16 protein-coding genes are annotated in these 16,088 nt (G+C 40.3%); 14 read left to right on the plus strand and 2 right to left on the minus strand.

The annotated features are described in order from the left end of the window. Positions 1 to 4: 4 nt before the first annotated feature. Positions 5 to 733, minus strand: coding sequence for a deoxyribose-phosphate aldolase (deoC, locus tag JXA84_03780; protein ID MBN1150326.1), 729 nt, complete (start codon positions 731 to 733; stop codon positions 5 to 7). A gap of 115 nt (positions 734 to 848) precedes the next feature. On the opposite strand from deoC, the gene JXA84_03785 reads away from it, so the two are divergent. The 7 genes from JXA84_03785 to JXA84_03815 all read left to right on the plus strand — a co-directional run bounded on the left by JXA84_03785 (position 849) and on the right by JXA84_03815 (position 7,049). After that, positions 849 to 2,381 (plus strand): YifB family Mg chelatase-like AAA ATPase, encoded by a 1,533-nt coding sequence (locus tag JXA84_03785; protein ID MBN1150327.1) that lies wholly within the window; start codon positions 849 to 851, stop codon positions 2,379 to 2,381. Between the two features lie 44 nt (positions 2,382 to 2,425). Next, entirely contained in the window at positions 2,426 to 3,283 is an 858-nt protein-coding gene (locus tag JXA84_03790) for a zinc-ribbon domain-containing protein (protein ID MBN1150328.1), read from the plus strand. An 18-nt stretch (positions 3,284 to 3,301) separates the two neighbouring features. Then, a complete protein-coding gene (locus tag JXA84_03795) occupies positions 3,302 to 3,892 on the plus strand; it encodes a TlpA family protein disulfide reductase (protein MBN1150329.1) in 591 nt (196 codons plus the stop codon). An 81-nt stretch (positions 3,893 to 3,973) separates the two neighbouring features. Then, positions 3,974 to 4,279 carry a hypothetical protein gene (locus JXA84_03800; GenBank protein ID MBN1150330.1) on the plus strand — a complete coding sequence of 102 codons (306 nt, stop codon included), beginning with the start codon at positions 3,974 to 3,976 and terminating at the stop codon, positions 4,277 to 4,279. Then, positions 4,276 to 5,010 carry a hypothetical protein gene (locus JXA84_03805; GenBank protein ID MBN1150331.1) on the plus strand — a complete coding sequence of 245 codons (735 nt, stop codon included), beginning with the start codon at positions 4,276 to 4,278 and terminating at the stop codon, positions 5,008 to 5,010. Before JXA84_03800 ends, JXA84_03805 begins: the two co-directional genes overlap by 4 nt. Then, complete coding sequence (locus JXA84_03810) at positions 5,004 to 6,293, plus strand: hypothetical protein (protein ID MBN1150332.1); 1,290 nt, start codon at positions 5,004 to 5,006, stop codon at positions 6,291 to 6,293. The genes JXA84_03805 and JXA84_03810 overlap by 7 nt, the downstream gene beginning before the upstream one ends. Before the next feature lie 3 nt (positions 6,294 to 6,296). Then, positions 6,297 to 7,049, plus strand: a complete 753-nt coding sequence (locus JXA84_03815) for a creatininase family protein (GenBank protein MBN1150333.1) — start codon at positions 6,297 to 6,299, stop codon at positions 7,047 to 7,049. On the opposite strand, the gene JXA84_03820 is transcribed toward JXA84_03815, so the two are convergent. Further along, a complete protein-coding gene (locus tag JXA84_03820) occupies positions 7,027 to 8,538 on the minus strand; it encodes a PAS domain-containing protein (protein ID MBN1150334.1) in 1,512 nt (503 codons plus the stop codon). The two genes, JXA84_03815 and JXA84_03820, sit on opposite strands and share 23 nt — an antisense overlap. A 78-nt stretch (positions 8,539 to 8,616) precedes the next feature. Between JXA84_03820 and gmd the strand changes: the two genes are divergently transcribed. From gmd to mrdA, 7 genes are all read left to right on the plus strand, one after another. Then, entirely contained in the window at positions 8,617 to 9,723 is a 1,107-nt protein-coding gene (gmd, locus tag JXA84_03825) for a GDP-mannose 4,6-dehydratase (GenBank protein MBN1150335.1), read from the plus strand. 26 nt (positions 9,724 to 9,749) lie between these two features. Continuing rightward, positions 9,750 to 10,493 (plus strand): nucleoside triphosphate pyrophosphohydrolase, encoded by a 744-nt coding sequence (gene mazG / locus JXA84_03830; protein MBN1150336.1) that lies wholly within the window; start codon positions 9,750 to 9,752, stop codon positions 10,491 to 10,493. Further along, positions 10,486 to 11,943 carry an IMP dehydrogenase gene (gene guaB / locus JXA84_03835; protein MBN1150337.1) on the plus strand — a complete coding sequence of 486 codons (1,458 nt, stop codon included), beginning with the start codon at positions 10,486 to 10,488 and terminating at the stop codon, positions 11,941 to 11,943. The genes mazG and guaB overlap by 8 nt, the downstream gene beginning before the upstream one ends. Then, complete coding sequence (gene hslV, locus JXA84_03840) at positions 11,940 to 12,476, plus strand: ATP-dependent protease subunit HslV (GenBank protein MBN1150338.1); 537 nt, start codon at positions 11,940 to 11,942, stop codon at positions 12,474 to 12,476. Before guaB ends, hslV begins: the two co-directional genes overlap by 4 nt. Further along, on the plus strand, positions 12,476 to 13,837 hold the full coding sequence (gene hslU / locus JXA84_03845) for an ATP-dependent protease ATPase subunit HslU (GenBank protein ID MBN1150339.1): 1,362 nt from the start codon (positions 12,476 to 12,478) through the stop codon (positions 13,835 to 13,837). The genes hslV and hslU overlap by 1 nt, the downstream gene beginning before the upstream one ends. After that, positions 13,837 to 14,340, plus strand: coding sequence for a rod shape-determining protein MreD (mreD, locus tag JXA84_03850; protein MBN1150340.1), 504 nt, complete (start codon positions 13,837 to 13,839; stop codon positions 14,338 to 14,340). The genes hslU and mreD overlap by 1 nt, the downstream gene beginning before the upstream one ends. Further along, the coding region (gene mrdA / locus JXA84_03855; GenBank protein MBN1150341.1) for a penicillin-binding protein 2 at positions 14,340 to 16,088 on the plus strand (1,749 nt) is incomplete at its 3' end. The genes mreD and mrdA, both read left to right, overlap by 1 nt.

Below are 16,088 nucleotides of genomic sequence, written 5' to 3' on the forward strand. Positions count from 1 at the left end.
ACTGTTATAACAGATGCAAGGATTTTGAAGAGCCTATCCTGTCGGCTCCTGCGGCAATGAGTTTCTGAGCTTGAATTTTCTCCTTTATTCCACCGGAAGCTTTGATTCCAAGTTTTAGTCCATAATTTTCTTGAACGAAATCGGAAGTCGATTTTAGAAGTAAGACATCCTCCACTGAAGCTCCTCGGGATGAAAAACCCGTCGATGTCTTGACGAAAGAAGCTCCGCTTAATGCTGCGAGATAACACAAGGTAATGATTTGCTCTTGGTTCATCAGAGCTGTTTCGATTATTGCTTTTAAAGGTGTATTTTCCCTTAAAACAGAAGCCACAGCGCTGATTTCTCTTTGGATTCTATTGTAATTTCCCTCGAGTGCACTGCCGATGTCAATTACCATATCTATCTCGTCAGCTCCGCAGTCTATCGCGTTGGAAGCTTCAGCTGTTTTGATTATCGTTGTTGAATACCCCAGCGGAAAAGATATCACTGTTACCAGTTTTAAATCAGAACCTTCAATAAGATTTTTGGCAAAAGAAAGTTTTGAAGGTGGGACGCAAATTCCGTGGAATTTGTTTTCGAGAGCTTCTTTAGCGGTTTTGACGATCTTTTCTTCGGTGGTTTCAGACCCTAGGCATGTGTGTTCGATATATGGTCTAAGGTCGCAGGTGCTATCAATTTCAGGGATTTTTTTGCAATTGTTGATTATCAGATTGATTTGACTTTTTGACAGCATGATCGCTCCTTGTTATGTATTTTCTTGAAGCTTGAAAACATTGATATTAGCATGTAATATAAATTCAACCATAGTTTAAAAAACTCTAACCTGAAAAGGAAACAGAGATACTGGAATGTATTCTGTAATTTTCAGTTCTGTTGTAAATGGAATTGAAGGTTCACTGGTCAAAGTCGAAGTGAACTTGCTAAAAGGGATTCCTTCATTCGCTATCGTAGGCCTTCCGGATTCATCTGTCAAAGAGAGCAAAGACAGGGTTCAATCTGCCGTATACAACTCGGGTATAGAATTTCCCGTTAAAAAGATAACAGTTAATTTGGCTCCGGCAGACGTGAGAAAGGAAGGCGCTTCATTCGATCTTCCAATCGCGGTCACTATCATTCTTGCCTCGAAAGGCATGAAAAAGCTGTCGGATGACGCAGCGGTGATAGGAGAATTGGCTCTTGACGGCTCATGCAGACCGGTAAGCGGTGTTCTGCCAATGGTAGCCGGATTGAAAGAAAATGGCGTTAAAAAGGTTATTTTGCCCCGGGGTAACGAATCGGAAGCTTGTCTTATAAAAGGTTTAAAGATATTTCCTGTGGAAACTCTCCGCCAGACCATTGAAGTGATACTTAATGATTTCGAGAAAGGCTCTAAAAGGTGCGATGAAATTGAAGCTGTTGATAGAACCAGCCATTCTGAATTCGATTTCAGCGAAATAAAAGGACAGTCTTTCGCCAGGAGAGCTTTTGAAATATCAGCTGCTGGAGGGCATAACATACTGCTGGTTGGTCCGCCAGGAGCCGGAAAGACTATGCTGGCAAGGAGATATCCTTCGATTATGCCTGATTTGACAGAAGAGGAGATGTTGGAGACGTCTTTGATTTGGTCAGCGGCAGGTCTGCTTTCAAGAGAAAAACCCTACATAGAAAGGAGACCGTTTCGATCTCCGCACCACACCGCTTCACACGTGGCAATAGTAGGAGGAGGAAGCGAGCCCAAGCCTGGAGAAGTCAGCCTTGCACACAACGGAGTTCTATTCCTTGACGAATTTCCGGAATTTTCAAAAAAATCAATAGAATCTCTTAGACAGCCTATAGAGGACGGTTTTGTGACCATTTCTAGAATAAAAGGATCGGTTGTTTTTCCTTCGAGATTTGTCCTGTTAGCCGCCATGAACCCTTGTCCATGCGGTTTCAGAGGCGACAGATTCCGTCATTGCAATTGTTCTATCGGAGAGGTGAGAAAATACCTGGGAAAGCTTTCAGGTCCCATTCTTGACAGAATCGATATTCACGTTGAAGTCCCGTCTCTGTCTTTTGAAGAAATTGTCTGGTCGAAATCTTCCGAATCTTCCAGGGACATAAGAAAAAGAGTCGCCAAAGCGCGTCTTGCACAATGGCAAAGGTTTCGTGAAGAAGACAAGATTTTCAATAATTCGCAGATGCCAGGTTCAAAAATTTCAAAATATTGCCTTCTAAAAGAGAAATCCGAAGACTTCTTGAAAGGAGCTTTGAACAGATCTACTCTAACAGCGAGATCTTATGACAAAATACTGAGAGTTTCCAGAACCATAGCAGATTTGGAATCAAGCGATACAATAGCGAGGGAACATGTAGCCGAAGCTCTGAGTTATATGCAAGTGGACAAAATTGAGTTTTTATGATATTCAATCAGTTGGATAATGAAAAATAAATTACGAGGATTAATATGATAATTGAATGCCCGAGATGCAAAACCAGATATTCTATCAAAGATTCCGAAATTCCGAACGGAGGGGGTCCGGTTGAGTGCATAGAATGCGGTAATATTTTTACGATTTTCATCGAACCATTGTCTTTGATTATGAATAAAGTCACCCGGGAAGAGTCGGAATCTGAATTTCAGAGATTATCCCACAGACAGCCTTCAAAACCTGAAACCTACCAGAGAGAAGGTGACTTTTTTGGAAAGAAAACAGCTCAGCCGAAAAAAACCAACACAATCTTTGACGACACAGAAATGTTCAGATCTGAATTGGAATCAAACGTCAAGCAGACTAAGAACGAGTTTTCAAGTTTTGGGGACGATTTCAACATAAATAAGCCTGTGACGAAACCCGAGAGAACAACCCCTTTAAAGTCGAACGATTCTTTTGATTTCGAAGGATTCACTTCAAAACCTAAAATTTCTTTTGATGATTCTTTATCAATGCAATCCTCACCTTCCTTGGATCGTCCAAAAACAGAGCAGAGATTCCAAGAGGATTTTGCGATAAAAAAATCGAAAGATTTCGCCCAACCTTCTTCTTCTCTTGAAGAATTTTTCAACATTCCCAAAACTCCCGAAGACAAGTTAAAGAATCTCGCTAACAGGGTGGTAAACGAGCTTAAAATGTATTATCCTCAGGAATCCGACGAAGCCGCTACGACGGGAAAAATTCCGGTTAATTTGCTCAATGAGATCAAAAAAGCTTTACAGTTTTACAGGCAAGAAGCCATTAAAGACACCAGCTGGGAAACAGCCGTTGTTTATTTTCGTGACGCCATAAACACGATTATCGGTAAAAACAAAATTCTTTTCAGGTAGAAATCAAAGGAGGTTTTTTTGAGAAGCGCTTTATTGCTATCTTTTTTTGTGTTTTTGATAACGGGAGTTTTGAACTGCAGCTCATCGCAGGGCTCCAACACAAACAATACTGAAACAACTTCATCAGAAGTGGAAAACCCTCAGTTTTTCACCATTTCTTCCTTTACAAACTCAGATATGAAGACTGGCAGCAATTTTCCTCAGATGACTTGGCTGTCGGAAGGTGAAGAAGTTTCCCTGACTTCTTTGGGTGCAAACGCTTATATCATAGATTTCTGGGCGACATGGTGCGGTCCCTGCAGAGTTGAAATTCCTCATTTGATAAGTTTACAAGATGATTATGGAGACGAAGGTTTAGTCGTAATTGGAATAAGCGTCGACGAAAACGCAAATGTTTTGCCGGCTTTCATCACCTCGAACAAGATTGACTACATTACTCTCCACACGACAAACAACGACTTCATATCTATGGTCCTGTCCCCCGGCGGAGGCGCTATTCCACAAACTTACGTATTGGATTCTACAGGAAAAATCGTCAAGTCTTTCGTCGGTTTTTCACCGAGTATGAAAGGGGAAATCGAAGCCGCTGTTGAAAGCGCTTTGCAGTAAAAAAAGGAGAATACAACGGGCAAGAAAAAATATTTTATTTTTCTCTTGCTTTTATTCGCATACTCTTGCTCTTCCAACCATATGGAAGAGCAAGTAGAGCAAGTGTCGGGTTTTGCCGACAGGTCAGTTAAGATAAACATGCAAAAATTAAAAGAATCCGTTGACCTGTTTATTTTGGAATCTCCCAATTCAAGTTGTCCCAAATCAATATCCGATATGGACCTTCCGGTTGCTCTAAACCCTTATGATCAATCTTCACCGGCTTATGTTGATGGAGTCCCTTGTTTGAAAGGTACGGTCGGTTTTGTAGCTGATTCTTCCGGCTATAAAATACTCGGATTCGGCTCAAATGGCATTATGGAATATGAAATAGTCCAGGAAAAATGAAGAGAATTTATTGTATCGACAAAAACGATTTTCCTTACATTGGCGTTTTTGTGGAAGATGAGAGCGATTATCTCTCGAACTTCTTTTTGATGAACAATCCAATGTCCCGTCTTTTCGGTTTGAGAGGATTTGAGTCCACTTTTCTCTCTGCCATAGATGAAATGCGAAAAATAATTTTTATCAAAACAACCGACAGAAAAAAAATCCAGCTATTCGTAGACGAACTTCACGAAAATGGAGATTATTCCGGATATAAAATTGATATTCCGGAAGAAGCTTTCAATTACCTTGAACTGATTGAAAACCCAAGGGGTTGCTATGAAATTTACACAGTGATGAAATGTGACACCCCACAGATAGCCGGATGTCAGAGACCGAGAGGAAATGTTGTTATAAATAGAAATTCCAGAGGTGAACCACTTGAAGTGAAGATGATTCATGAAGGTGTAACTGTCGCGACCTCATCTGTTTTTTGGATGGATAAAAATGCGGCTGAAATTTCACTGGAGTTTTCGAGTAAAGAAGAAACCGAAAAATGGGCGGTTTACGTTTTATCATCCCTGTCACAAGAATTGATTTCACAGGGAAAAATCCCTTTGTATCTCGCTCCTGAGATCAACCCGAAATCGTGGTCGATTGCTGAAAAGATCGGTTTTAGAGGGACCAATTACAAAATCATAGAAATTAGAGCCGATTCAACTCGCCGTTCGAAAAGAGAAGAATTATGTTAGACAGTGATATTAAAGCTATTTTGAAAGAAATTCAGAAAATGAGAAGAATTGGGGAACACGAAAGAGCCCTTGAGGTCATTGAAAATCTATATAAAACAGAGAAAGATCTGGACAAGGGCATCATAGCATTCCTCCAATATCAAAAAGGGTTGATATATTCCAAGAGGAAAGAAAAAGAAAAGGCGATGGATTCATTCGCGATAGCGATTGATTATTCAAAATCAGCTACGCAAAAAGTCGTAATACAAGCGGCAAATTCAGAAGTCTTGGGTCATTTGGTTGATGCTTATTACTCTTTGAAGAATCTGAGTTTACAGAAGAGTTCGGCGGGAGAAAAAAACATGGCTGACTCGCTGATAAACGAAATGCTTAAGACAAACAACGTTTTGAGAAAATCGATTGAATTCGTAGAAAAGATTGACGAATCAAAAATAGACGACAAAATTGCCGAAGAAATCGGAAATTTGCTGAAGGTCAACAAAAACGATCCTTATATTTGGTGCCTTTTCGGGAAATACCACTCGAGCAAAGGAAAATATGATAAAGCCTTGAACTGTTTCGAGAAGGGAACATCAAGCCAGTTGAAGAAGTTCGAAAGCCTCGTTGGAGCAGTTCATTGCCATATAATGCTTGGAAATGTGGAACTTGCAAAAATCAACCTGAAAGCGGCAAGGGAGACCGCCAAAACAGATCAGGAAATCGCCGACCTCGAAAAGATTGAACAACTGATTGAAAAAATTAAACCTAAAGCGGCAGAAGAACCTCAAGAAGACGAATTGCTTATCGAACATAGTACAACTATGCCTCCCCCTCCTCCTGAAGATTTCACACAGAAAAATATAACTCAGGATGCTGAAGAAGAAGACGATTTTAAACAAGGTGATTTGCTGTCTGTAGTATCAGAGACAGCTCCAAAATCTCAAGAAATTTTAAAACCAGATGAAAACGAAGAGGAAATTGAAACCGAGGGCAAAAAAGAGACACACACCCAACCGGATTTAAAAGTTCCTCCACCCCCTCCAGATGATGAACAATTGGAAATCCTTCCTGAAAAAGAAAGCTCAAAAACTTTTGAAGAATTCGAGCATATAGACGAAGTCGAAAAATCTGCATTGTGGGTAAGGACAGAACCGGAAAAGAAAACCGATGAGAAATATTGGAAAAATCAGAAAAAATACGAGAGAAAGCTGTCTCTTTTAAATTCGGTGGTTTCAATCCTGGTTTTCCTGTCTTTCGCGTCTGGAATCGCTGCGGGAGTGATTATCGCTTTAAAATTACTTTAAAGTATGGAAAGAAGATTACTAAACCTAAACAACAGACAATTGTCGGAAAAATTGAAAGAAGATTCAATCGACACGGTAATTCTCCCTGTTGGAACAATCGAATCTCACGGAGTGACGCCTCTTGGAACGGACGTTATAATCCCCGAAAAAATAGCATTGGATATTTGCAATGATCTCAACGCGATTGTAGCGCCTACCATTTCTTACGGTTTGACAAAAGGGCTGCTTCCGCATAAAGGCTCAATGACTCTATCAGAGACCACTTTCGAAAACATACTTTTTGATGTCGCCCTTTCCTTGAAAAGAATAGGTTTCAGAAAAGTTGTGATAATTAACGGCCATGGAGGCAATATTAATTCTATTAAAAACGCTCAATATAGAATTTACAAAGAAATCGGTTTGTACTCGGTGACTGTGAATTGGTGGATTTTGTGCTCGGATATCCCGGTAAAACTATTCGGTAAAACAGGCGGACACGCTGCGGTCGATGAAACTGCTATGATTCAGGCAATTGATCCAGAACTGGTTCATTGGGAATACTTGTGCGGAGTTGAAAAATTCAGACCTTTTCAAGGCGTTGATTCTATACCTTATCCTTCCAACATTCTCGTCTATGACGAGCTTGGAGGAGAACCCGTCGACGACGAGGTTTTGTCAAAGAAATTTTATGAAAAAGTCGTGTCACGAGTTTCGGAGGTGTCCAAGCAAATTCTTGAAAGCATGGATTCATTGATCAATTCAAATTTATTATCTTAGTTTCACCAATATACTTTTCGGTGTTGTATTCAGTGATATTTCTCAATTTTTTTATTTCATCTTCCATTCTTTTCAAAGCTTCCATTGTCAAATCTATATGCTTTATGATTGCTTGATCTTCACAGATGTTGTGTATTTGTGAAGTAGATAGCATCGCTACCGTGAGTGGTTGAGTTATCCGATGAGAAACAGCTCCTGCCGTTTGAAGAAGAACTTCAGTTCGAAGAAGGTTTTCCCTGTTTTCTTTTAAAATATTTTGTTGTGTCAATATGTGGATTGTCTGGCTGTACATTGAAAAAAGCTCTTCGTTGTACTCGATTTTTTCAGCTTCAGACACGGCTAAAATGAAATTTTTTGGAAATTCGTTTATGTAAATATCTTCATTCATCAGAAACGGGGAAAACAGGATTTTATTTGTGATCGTCTCAGGCGATTTAGTCCTTTCTTCTGTAAAATCAAGGATATGATAATGCTTCTCAGTAATATAAGAAAAGTTGTCTCTGTATCTGCTTTTCAACTGCTCGATGACCTTTTCCTCAAACATTGTATTTTCGAATAGCCCTTTTCTGATAATCAATTTCCCTTTGTCGGAATTTATGTTGAAAAAAATCCCCAAAAATGAATTTTGATAAAAACCTTCAGCGAGGATTTCCAGACTTTCTTCAATGTTGTATGCCTCGGATGCCTTTATTCTGTATTTGTAGAAATTCTGAATTTTCATTTCTTGAGCCGCGTATATTTCCCTTTTTACATGCTGTTCAGTGACATCCCTGTATATAACTACTATACCAATTGGTTCGGTGTCTTTTTTGTTGTAAGTGTCGTCTTCGAAATAAACCGGGCCTCCTGCAATGCTGACCCAAATAATCGAACCGTCTTTTCGAATCCTCGGTACATCATCTTTGCCCAGTCTCATGCCCATCATGATGTTTTTCGTCATTTCTTTACCTGCAGCGTATTCATTTTCAGGCAGAATCAGACGGTCGATATTTTTTTTGAAAATTTCTTCTTTGAGGCCATATCCAAACGTCTCAAGAAATACTTTGTTAGCGCTTATTATATTGCTTTCCGAATCTATAAAAGCGACGGCGTCTGGAATATAATCCAGGAATAAAGATGAAAAATGCCTCTTGAAAAAATCGTCTATATCGAAAAAAGCGTAAATTCTCCAGAGCCAGCGATTGCTAATCTTGATGGATGAAACAAGAATATTAGACGGGTAAATTATCCTGTCAATAACCATGTGAACGCCCAACCAGTAACAGTGGAGTTTTTGAGGATTGTTGAGCAGAGAAATCAACCTTGAATTGCTGGAAAAGTCTTCTGGTTGAAAAAGATCTTTAACAGAATATCCAATTGGGTCCGTTGAAAAAAGAAACTTCATGCTGTCGTTGACGAAAACTATTTTGCCGTTTTCAATAAGAATGCATTTATTTTCTTGAAGGACAAAACTATTTATTTCATCTGGGGATAGAATTAATTTTTTCATCGTTCCAATAGCGATTGATTATTTATCTATTGTATTGTATCAATATTTATCTTTATTGTTAAGTAAAAAGGAGATCTGATGAAATCTAAAATAGCTTTAGTTACTGGCATAACAGGTCAAGATGGTTCATATCTTGCGGAGTTTCTCCTCGGCAAAGGATATGAAGTTCACGGTATGAGAAGGAGAACGTCGATTTTCAACACCGACAGAATTGACCATATTTACGACGATCCTCACATGCCTGGAGCAAAGCTCTTTCTTCATTATGCTGATTTGACTGATTCTTCAAGTATAATAAAACTATTGGGCAAAATAAAGCCGGATGAAATATACAATTTAGGAGCTCAGAGTCATGTTCAGGTTTCTTTTGAAACCCCAGAGTACACTGCCCAGTCTGACGCTTTGGGCACTTTAAGAATACTCGAAGGAATGAGAATCCTAAATATTAACGACAGCGTAAAGTTTTACCAAGCTTCGACAAGCGAACTATACGGGAAAGCGCATGAATTTCCTCAAAATGAAAATACGCCTTTTCATCCGAGAAGCCCTTACGGAGTGGCAAAACTTTATTCTTACTGGATTACCGTGAACTACAGGGAGGCTTTTGATTTTCACGCCAGCAATGGGATTCTATTCAATCATGAATCACCGAGAAGAGGCGAAACTTTTGTGACGAGAAAGATCACGAGAGCGGTCGCGAGAATTAAGCATAAAGTTCAAAAACGATTGTACATAGGAAACCTAAACGCTCAGAGGGATTGGGGGTTTGCCGGGGACTATGTCGAAGCGATGTGGCTGATGTTGCAGCAGGAAAAAGGAGACGATTATGTCATCGCTACAGGTAAGACTTTCTCCGTGAGGTATTTTCTTGAGAATTGTTTCAAAAAGATAGGCGTTGTTATTGCCTGGAAAGGCGAGGGGGTGGAAGAGCAGGGTATAGACGATTCGACGGGGGAAGTTCTTGTAAAAGTAGATCCAGATTATTTTCGACCCGCTGAAGTAGAAAAGTTGGTGGGGGACAGTTCAAAAGCCAGACAAAAATTCGGATGGGAACCGAAAGTATCTCTGGACGAATTGATAGACATGATGATGGAATCAGACATAAAACAAGTCGAGATGGAGATGGCCATAAAAAATTCAGGTTTTAATTATTCAGCGCGGGGAAGGGCTGACAAACTTCTCTGAAGGGTGTTTTTTTGGTAAAATCGAAAATGGAAAAAGATTTATTTTGGGATTTTGTCGAAATTGTTTCTCTTTTGAGAAAGAAATGCCCATGGGACAAGTCTCAGACCTTGGAAAGCCTTTCAAACCATTTAATTGAAGAAACTCAGGAAATCGTAGAATCAATTTCATTATCGCCCGAAAAGTTGAATGAAGAACTGGGGGATCTGCTTCTTGTTTTACTCATGATGTCGGAGGTGGCTGAAGAAAAAGGATTATTTGATATACGAAACGTACTCGAAAAGGTTAAAGAAAAAGTCGTATTCAGGCATCCTCATATTTTTGGCAATACAAAAGCCGGGACTCCGGAGGAAGTGAAGAAAATCTGGAACAGGATGAAAAGTATAGAAAAAGGCGTGTCTTTTCTGAAACAAGCTTCGTTGATACAGAAGGAAGCTTCTGAAAAAGGCTTTGACTGGGAACATCACGAGCAAGTTGTCGAAAAACTTCAGGAAGAAATCCGAGAATTGATCGAAAGCGAAAACACCGCCCAAAGAGAAGAAGAGATAGGCGATATTATTTTCGTGACCGTTCATCTTGCGAATCATTTCGGTGTAGATCCTGATAAAGCATTGAAAGGTACGATTGACAAATTCAATAAAAGGTTTGGTTTCGTAGAGAAAAAAATGGCTGAATCAGGACACGAGATGAATCGGAAAAATATCGATATCATGGAGAATTACTGGAGACAAAAAGCGGAGAAAATTGATTTTAAAAGGGGAAAAAATGATTGATGAAATAAAAGAATCCCTGACTTTTGACGACGTTCTTCTCGTTCCTCAAAAGTCTTCAGTTTTACCCAAGCAGGTCGATGTTTCAACGAAGTTGGCTAAAGATATCGAACTTAAAATTCCTCTTGTCAGCGCGGCAATGGACACTGTGACTGAATTTTCGTTGGCTATTGCAATGGCAAGAGAAGGCGGAATTGGAATCATACACAAGAACATGTCGGTTAAAAAACAAAGTGAAGAGGTGAAAAAAGTAAAAAGATCCGAAAGTGGAATGATCAGTACGCCTATGACTATCGGACCTGAAATACCCCTGAAAAAAGCCATTGAAATAATGAAAATAAACGATATATCAGGTCTTTGTGTTGTCGATGAAAACATGAAACTAATAGGTCTTCTCACTCACAGGGACGTTATGTTCGAAAAAGATTTGGATAAAAAAGTTTTCAATGTCATGACGAAAGATAATTTGAGGACGGCTCCCGTCGGAACGAACATCGAACAGGCGATAGAAATTTTTAAAAAATACAAAATAGAAAAATTGCCGATAGTCGACGATTCCGGTAGGATTTTTGGTCTTATGACCGTCAAGGATGTTGAAAAAAGAATGTGGCACCCCCTGGCTAGTAAAGACAAGGATGGAAGATTGCGAGTAGGCGCTGCTGTTGGAATTTCTGGTGATACTATGGAGCGGGTTCGATCATTGTTAGATTCAGGGGTTGACGTAATCGTAGTTGACACCGCTCATGGCCATTCCGCGAGTGTTCTGAAATTGATAGAGTCAATAAGAAAAGAACACCCCGAATCTACTATTGTGGGCGGAAATGTAGCCACGAGAGAAGGCGTAAAAGACCTTATTTTATCCGGGGTTGACGGAGTGAAAGTAGGTATAGGTCCAGGCTCGATATGCACTACAAGAGTTGTCGCGGGTGTTGGAGTTCCGCAGTTGACGGCTATAACGGAAACAGTTGAACAGGCGACAATAATTGGGGTTCCGGTGATAGCAGACGGCGGAATAAAATATTCGGGAGACCTCGTCAAAGCATTCGCCGCTGGAGCTAACTCAGTAATGATAGGAAGTCTTTTAGCCGGAACAGATGAGAGTCCTGGAGAAATAGTGTATCTCGAAGGAAGAAGTTTTAAGGTTTATAGAGCCATGGGATCTCTACAGGCGATGAAACAGGGTAGCGCGGACAGGTATTTTCAAGAGGGGATGAGTAAGTTTGTTCCGGAAGGGGTTGTCGCGAGAGTTCCTTACAGAGGAAGTTTAGACGATGTAATTTATCAGCTCATAGGAGGGTTAAAAGCAGGCATGGGGTATTTGGGGGCTGAAAACCTCAGCGAATTAAAGGAAAAAGCTGTTTTTGTAAAAATATCTCCAGCCGGACTGAGGGAAAGTCATCCCCATGATATAATAATAACAGAAGAACCTCCAAACTACGGAGTTTTTAAGTGAGTCAAATAAAAGGAACAACTGTTCTCGCCGTCGTGAAAGATAATTCGGCGTCAATAGGAGCCGACGGACAGGTAACTTTCGGCAACACAATAATTAAATCAAAAGCCGTGAAACTCAGAAAAATGGCCGATGGCAAAGTCGTAGTGGGTTTCGCAGGCTCGGTCGCTGACGCTTTTTCTCTTTTTGACAGATTCGAAAAACATATAAAAGAACATCCCGATCAGCTCAGCAGAGCGGCGGTGGCTCTGGCGAGGGAGTGGAGAAAAGACAAAGTTCTGCGGAAACTAGAAGCTATGTTGGTGGCAGTCGACAGAACAGACGCTCTTTTGATATCCGGACAAGGTGATGTCATATCACCTGAAGATGGCATCATAGCTATCGGTTCGGGAGCTCCATACGCTATCGCTTCAGCAAGAGCACTGACTCGCTACACTAAGATGTCGGCTGAGGATATTGTCAGAAAATCTCTCGAAATCACTTCAGAGATTTGTATTTACACAAACAGGGAAATAACAGTGGAGGTAATCGGTTAATGGAAAATGGATTTGAGATCATTGAAGATTTCAGCTCTTCCTTGACTCCGAAAAAAATAGTCGAATTTCTCGATCTTTATATAGTCGGGCAGTCAGAAGCCAAAAAATCCGTGTCAATAGCAGTGAGAAATAGATGGAGAAGAGCAAGGGTGCCCAAAAATCTTCGAGAAGATATTATTCCAGCAAACATTTTGATGATAGGTCCGACTGGAGTGGGTAAAACAGAGATAGCTCGCAGACTCGCAAAACTGCTTCAAGCTCCGTTTGTCAAAGTTGAAGCCACTCAATACACCGAGATAGGGTATGTAGGTAAAAATGTGTCTTCGATGGTTCGAGATCTGGTAAACACGGCTGCGGGAATGATAAAAAACAAAATTTCCGCAGAAATAAGACCTTTGGCTGAGACCAGAGCAGAAGAAAAAATTTTGGACATAATGCTCCCAATAAGCAAACCCGTGATTTTGGGCGGTGATAGTTCGACAAGAGAAAATCTGAGGAAGCTTTTGAAAAAAAAGGAACTCGACGAAAGAGAAATTGAAATACCGATATCTTCTTCAGCGGGAAAACCTTTCATAGAGGTTTTATCACCTGCGGGAATGGAAGATATGGGTATAAATTTTCAGGACATGATTGGAAATATAAAGCCGAGAAAAAGAAAAATGAAAAAAATGAAGGTCAAAGACGCTTTCGAAGTTATTTGCGAAGAAGAGATGGCGTCCATCCTTGAAGAACATGATATTGGAATTGAAGCTTGTCGCCTTGCAGAGGAACAGGGTATTATTTTCATTGATGAAATTGACAAAATCACCGTAAGTGAAGAAAATATATCAAAATCCGGTCAAGATGTTTCAAGAGAAGGCGTGCAAAGGGATCTTCTGCCTTTAATTGAAGGCACCACGGTTCAGACAAGATATGGAGCTGTAAAGACAGACCACATATTGTTTATAGCAGCTGGAGCTTTCAACGTTTCAAATCCCTCTGACATGATACCTGAGTTTCAAGGCAGATTTCCAATCAGGGTCATTCTCAACGATCTCAAAGAGGATGACTATCACAGGATATTGAAAGAACCTAAAAATTCCTTGATAATCCAGTATCAAGAACTTTTAAAACAGGATAAAGTTAACCTCAAATTCGAAGAGGATTCTCTGAAATTGTTGGCGAAATTTGCCTATGAACTCAACAGGGATTCAGAAAATATTGGCGCGAGAAGACTTCAAACAATACTGAACGTTGTTTTGGAAGACATTCTATTCAACGCGACAGAAGAACCGGGTGAAAAGATCATAGATGAAGATGTTGTACGAGGGAAACTTGAGCTAGTGGCAAAAGAAGAAGATTCAAGGAAATATATACTCTGATGAGAATTTTTTATGGGCTACTCATAGGGCTTTTTGTGGCTTTTTTTGAACTTTTTTTTGTGAAATTTCTTTCTATTAAAGGCATTATCCCGAGTTTAATTCCTGTGTTCGTCCTTTTCGCGGCTTTTTACGGAGGCAGGAGGATGGGTCTTTGGGCCGGTTTTATGGCTGGATTGATAATGGATTTTTATGCAAGGTATTATATAGGGATTGGCATAATTTTTTACAGCAGTGTCGGTTTCGTTTTGGGAAACATTAGAAACAAACTCCTCTTTGACAGCACCATAGGCAAACTGCTTTCATTGTTGATCGTCAATTTCCTACAATCTTCAATTCTATGGATTTCTTCCAGACCGGAGAGTGTTTTGAACATTTTCATGGTCTCGATACTGCCGAAAATTTTGTATTCGACATTTCTCGGCGGGATTATTTTGTATATTCTCCTTTTGGTATTTTCAAAAATATCATACATTGCTGCTCTATTCAGGTTCATCAAAAAATGATGGATTTCAAAAGAGGAAAAGTTCTTAAATACTTTATCGCGTTCGCTTTTTTGCTTATTTCAATTAACTTATTCAAACTCCAGATACTGCAGGGAGACTTCTGGCAGGAAAAATCTTCGAGGACAAGCATACAGCTGAGATATATTGAACCGACAAGGGGAGATATTTATGATTCAAGAGGAATTCTGCTGGCGAAAAACAGGCCAGGTTATTCAATTTTAGTCGATCCTCAGCTTCTGAAAAAATACCCTGGTGTAGCGCCGACACTCGCTTATTATCTCGGGGTCAACCAGAATTACATATTTGAAAGAGTTGACACCAATTCTTATCAGGTTAAAAGAATTGCCCGTGATGTAAGCCTCGAACTAATAAGCAAACTCGAAGAGCACAGAGACGAACTTCCGGGAGTGCAAATTGTTGCTGAACCAGTGAGGGAATATCCTCTTGGAAAATATACCGCACATGTAATAGGTTATCTCGGCGAAATTTCTCAGATTGAGCTTGAAACCTTTGATTCTTCAATTTACAGGCTGGGAGACCTCGTCGGAAAATTGGGCATTGAAAAATACTATGACGTATTTCTAAAAGGAAGGATAGGATATGAATTTGTTGAGGTCGATAAACTCGGTAGGGTTTTGCAGCCTTTTTCGGAAAAAGATCCAGTTCTGCCTTCGAGAGGGTGCAATGTATATACAACCATAGATACCCGGCTTCAACAGAAAGTCTATTTCTACCTATGGTATAACGCCTGCACAGCTATAGTAATGGACGTAAACACAGGAGCCATTCTCGCGATGGTTTCAAAACCCTCGTTCCCTCCTGACAGTTTGTCTTTTGGACTAAAAAAAGAAATGTGGGACAGCATAATAGCCAATCCTCTCCACCCTTTTTTGAACAGGGCTATAGCGAGCAACTTTCCTCCAGCTTCGACCATCAAGCCTTTAACAGCTCTGGCGGCACTCTCCGCTGGCGTGCTCGACACAGGCCCCCCACTGGAACCTTGCGAAGGAAACATTGATCTTAAAGACGGTTTGCCCCACAAATGTTCAGGGGGACCTCATGGGCATCTCGATTTGTCGGGCGCATTGATGAGATCCTGCGATATTTTCTTTTATCAAGTAGGATTGAGAATAGGGTACATGCAATACATAACTTGGATGAAAATGTTCGGCTTTGGAGAAAGAACCGGGATAGATATGTATCCTGAAGCCCAGGGAATCGTCCCAGACAGCGAGTGGATGGACACCAGATACGGAATGGGTAATTGGCCTAAAGGAGTTGTTGTCAATCTATGTATAGGTCAAGGCGAATTTCTCGCGACTCCTCTTCAGATAATCAGGTATTTCGCTTCAATAGCAAACGGCGGGTATCTCGTCAAACCTTACATTGTCGATTCAATTCTCAACGAAAGGGATGAAGTTGTCTATAGGTCGAAAATCGAAAAAGAACCCATTCATATAAATCCTTCGTATCTCGAATACGTTCAAGAAGCTCTTGTTTCGGTTGTCAACAACAGTGAGGGTACTGGTTACGAATGTCACATTGAGGGGCTCACCATAGCTGGAAAAACAGGTACAGCAGAGCATATCGGAGAACATGACCATTCTTATTTTGCATCTTACGCTCCAGCGGAGAATCCCGAAATAGCAGTTATCGTGATAATAGAAAACGCAGGTGCGACTGGAGGAAGGATCGCCGCTCCAATCACAAAACTCATCATGCAGTATTATTTCACGACAATATCCCCG

It is taken from the genome of candidate division WOR-3 bacterium, from assembly GCA_016926475.1.
Lineage (GTDB): Bacteria > SDB-A > SDB-A > SDB-A > SDB-A > JAFGIG01.

Excerpts from the sequence above, each read along its gene's own strand:
- deoC (MBN1150326.1), bottom strand. The coding sequence starts at position 733 with ATGCTGTCAAAAAGTCAAATCAATCTGATAATCAACAATTGCAAAAAA.
- JXA84_03785 (MBN1150327.1), top strand. The coding sequence starts at position 849 with ATGTATTCTGTAATTTTCAGTTCTGTTGTAAATGGAATTGAAGGTTCA.
- JXA84_03790 (MBN1150328.1), top strand. The coding sequence starts at position 2,426 with ATGATAATTGAATGCCCGAGATGCAAAACCAGATATTCTATCAAAGAT.
- JXA84_03800 (MBN1150330.1), top strand. The coding sequence starts at position 3,974 with ATGGAAGAGCAAGTAGAGCAAGTGTCGGGTTTTGCCGACAGGTCAGTT.
- JXA84_03805 (MBN1150331.1), top strand. The coding sequence starts at position 4,276 with ATGAAGAGAATTTATTGTATCGACAAAAACGATTTTCCTTACATTGGC.
- JXA84_03810 (MBN1150332.1), top strand. The coding sequence starts at position 5,004 with ATGTTAGACAGTGATATTAAAGCTATTTTGAAAGAAATTCAGAAAATG.
- JXA84_03815 (MBN1150333.1), top strand. The coding sequence starts at position 6,297 with ATGGAAAGAAGATTACTAAACCTAAACAACAGACAATTGTCGGAAAAA.
- JXA84_03820 (MBN1150334.1), bottom strand. The coding sequence starts at position 8,538 with ATGAAAAAATTAATTCTATCCCCAGATGAAATAAATAGTTTTGTCCTT.
- gmd (MBN1150335.1), top strand. The coding sequence starts at position 8,617 with ATGAAATCTAAAATAGCTTTAGTTACTGGCATAACAGGTCAAGATGGT.
- mazG (MBN1150336.1), top strand. The coding sequence starts at position 9,750 with ATGGAAAAAGATTTATTTTGGGATTTTGTCGAAATTGTTTCTCTTTTG.
- guaB (MBN1150337.1), top strand. The coding sequence starts at position 10,486 with ATGATTGATGAAATAAAAGAATCCCTGACTTTTGACGACGTTCTTCTC.
- hslU (MBN1150339.1), top strand. The coding sequence starts at position 12,476 with ATGGAAAATGGATTTGAGATCATTGAAGATTTCAGCTCTTCCTTGACT.
- mreD (MBN1150340.1), top strand. The coding sequence starts at position 13,837 with ATGAGAATTTTTTATGGGCTACTCATAGGGCTTTTTGTGGCTTTTTTT.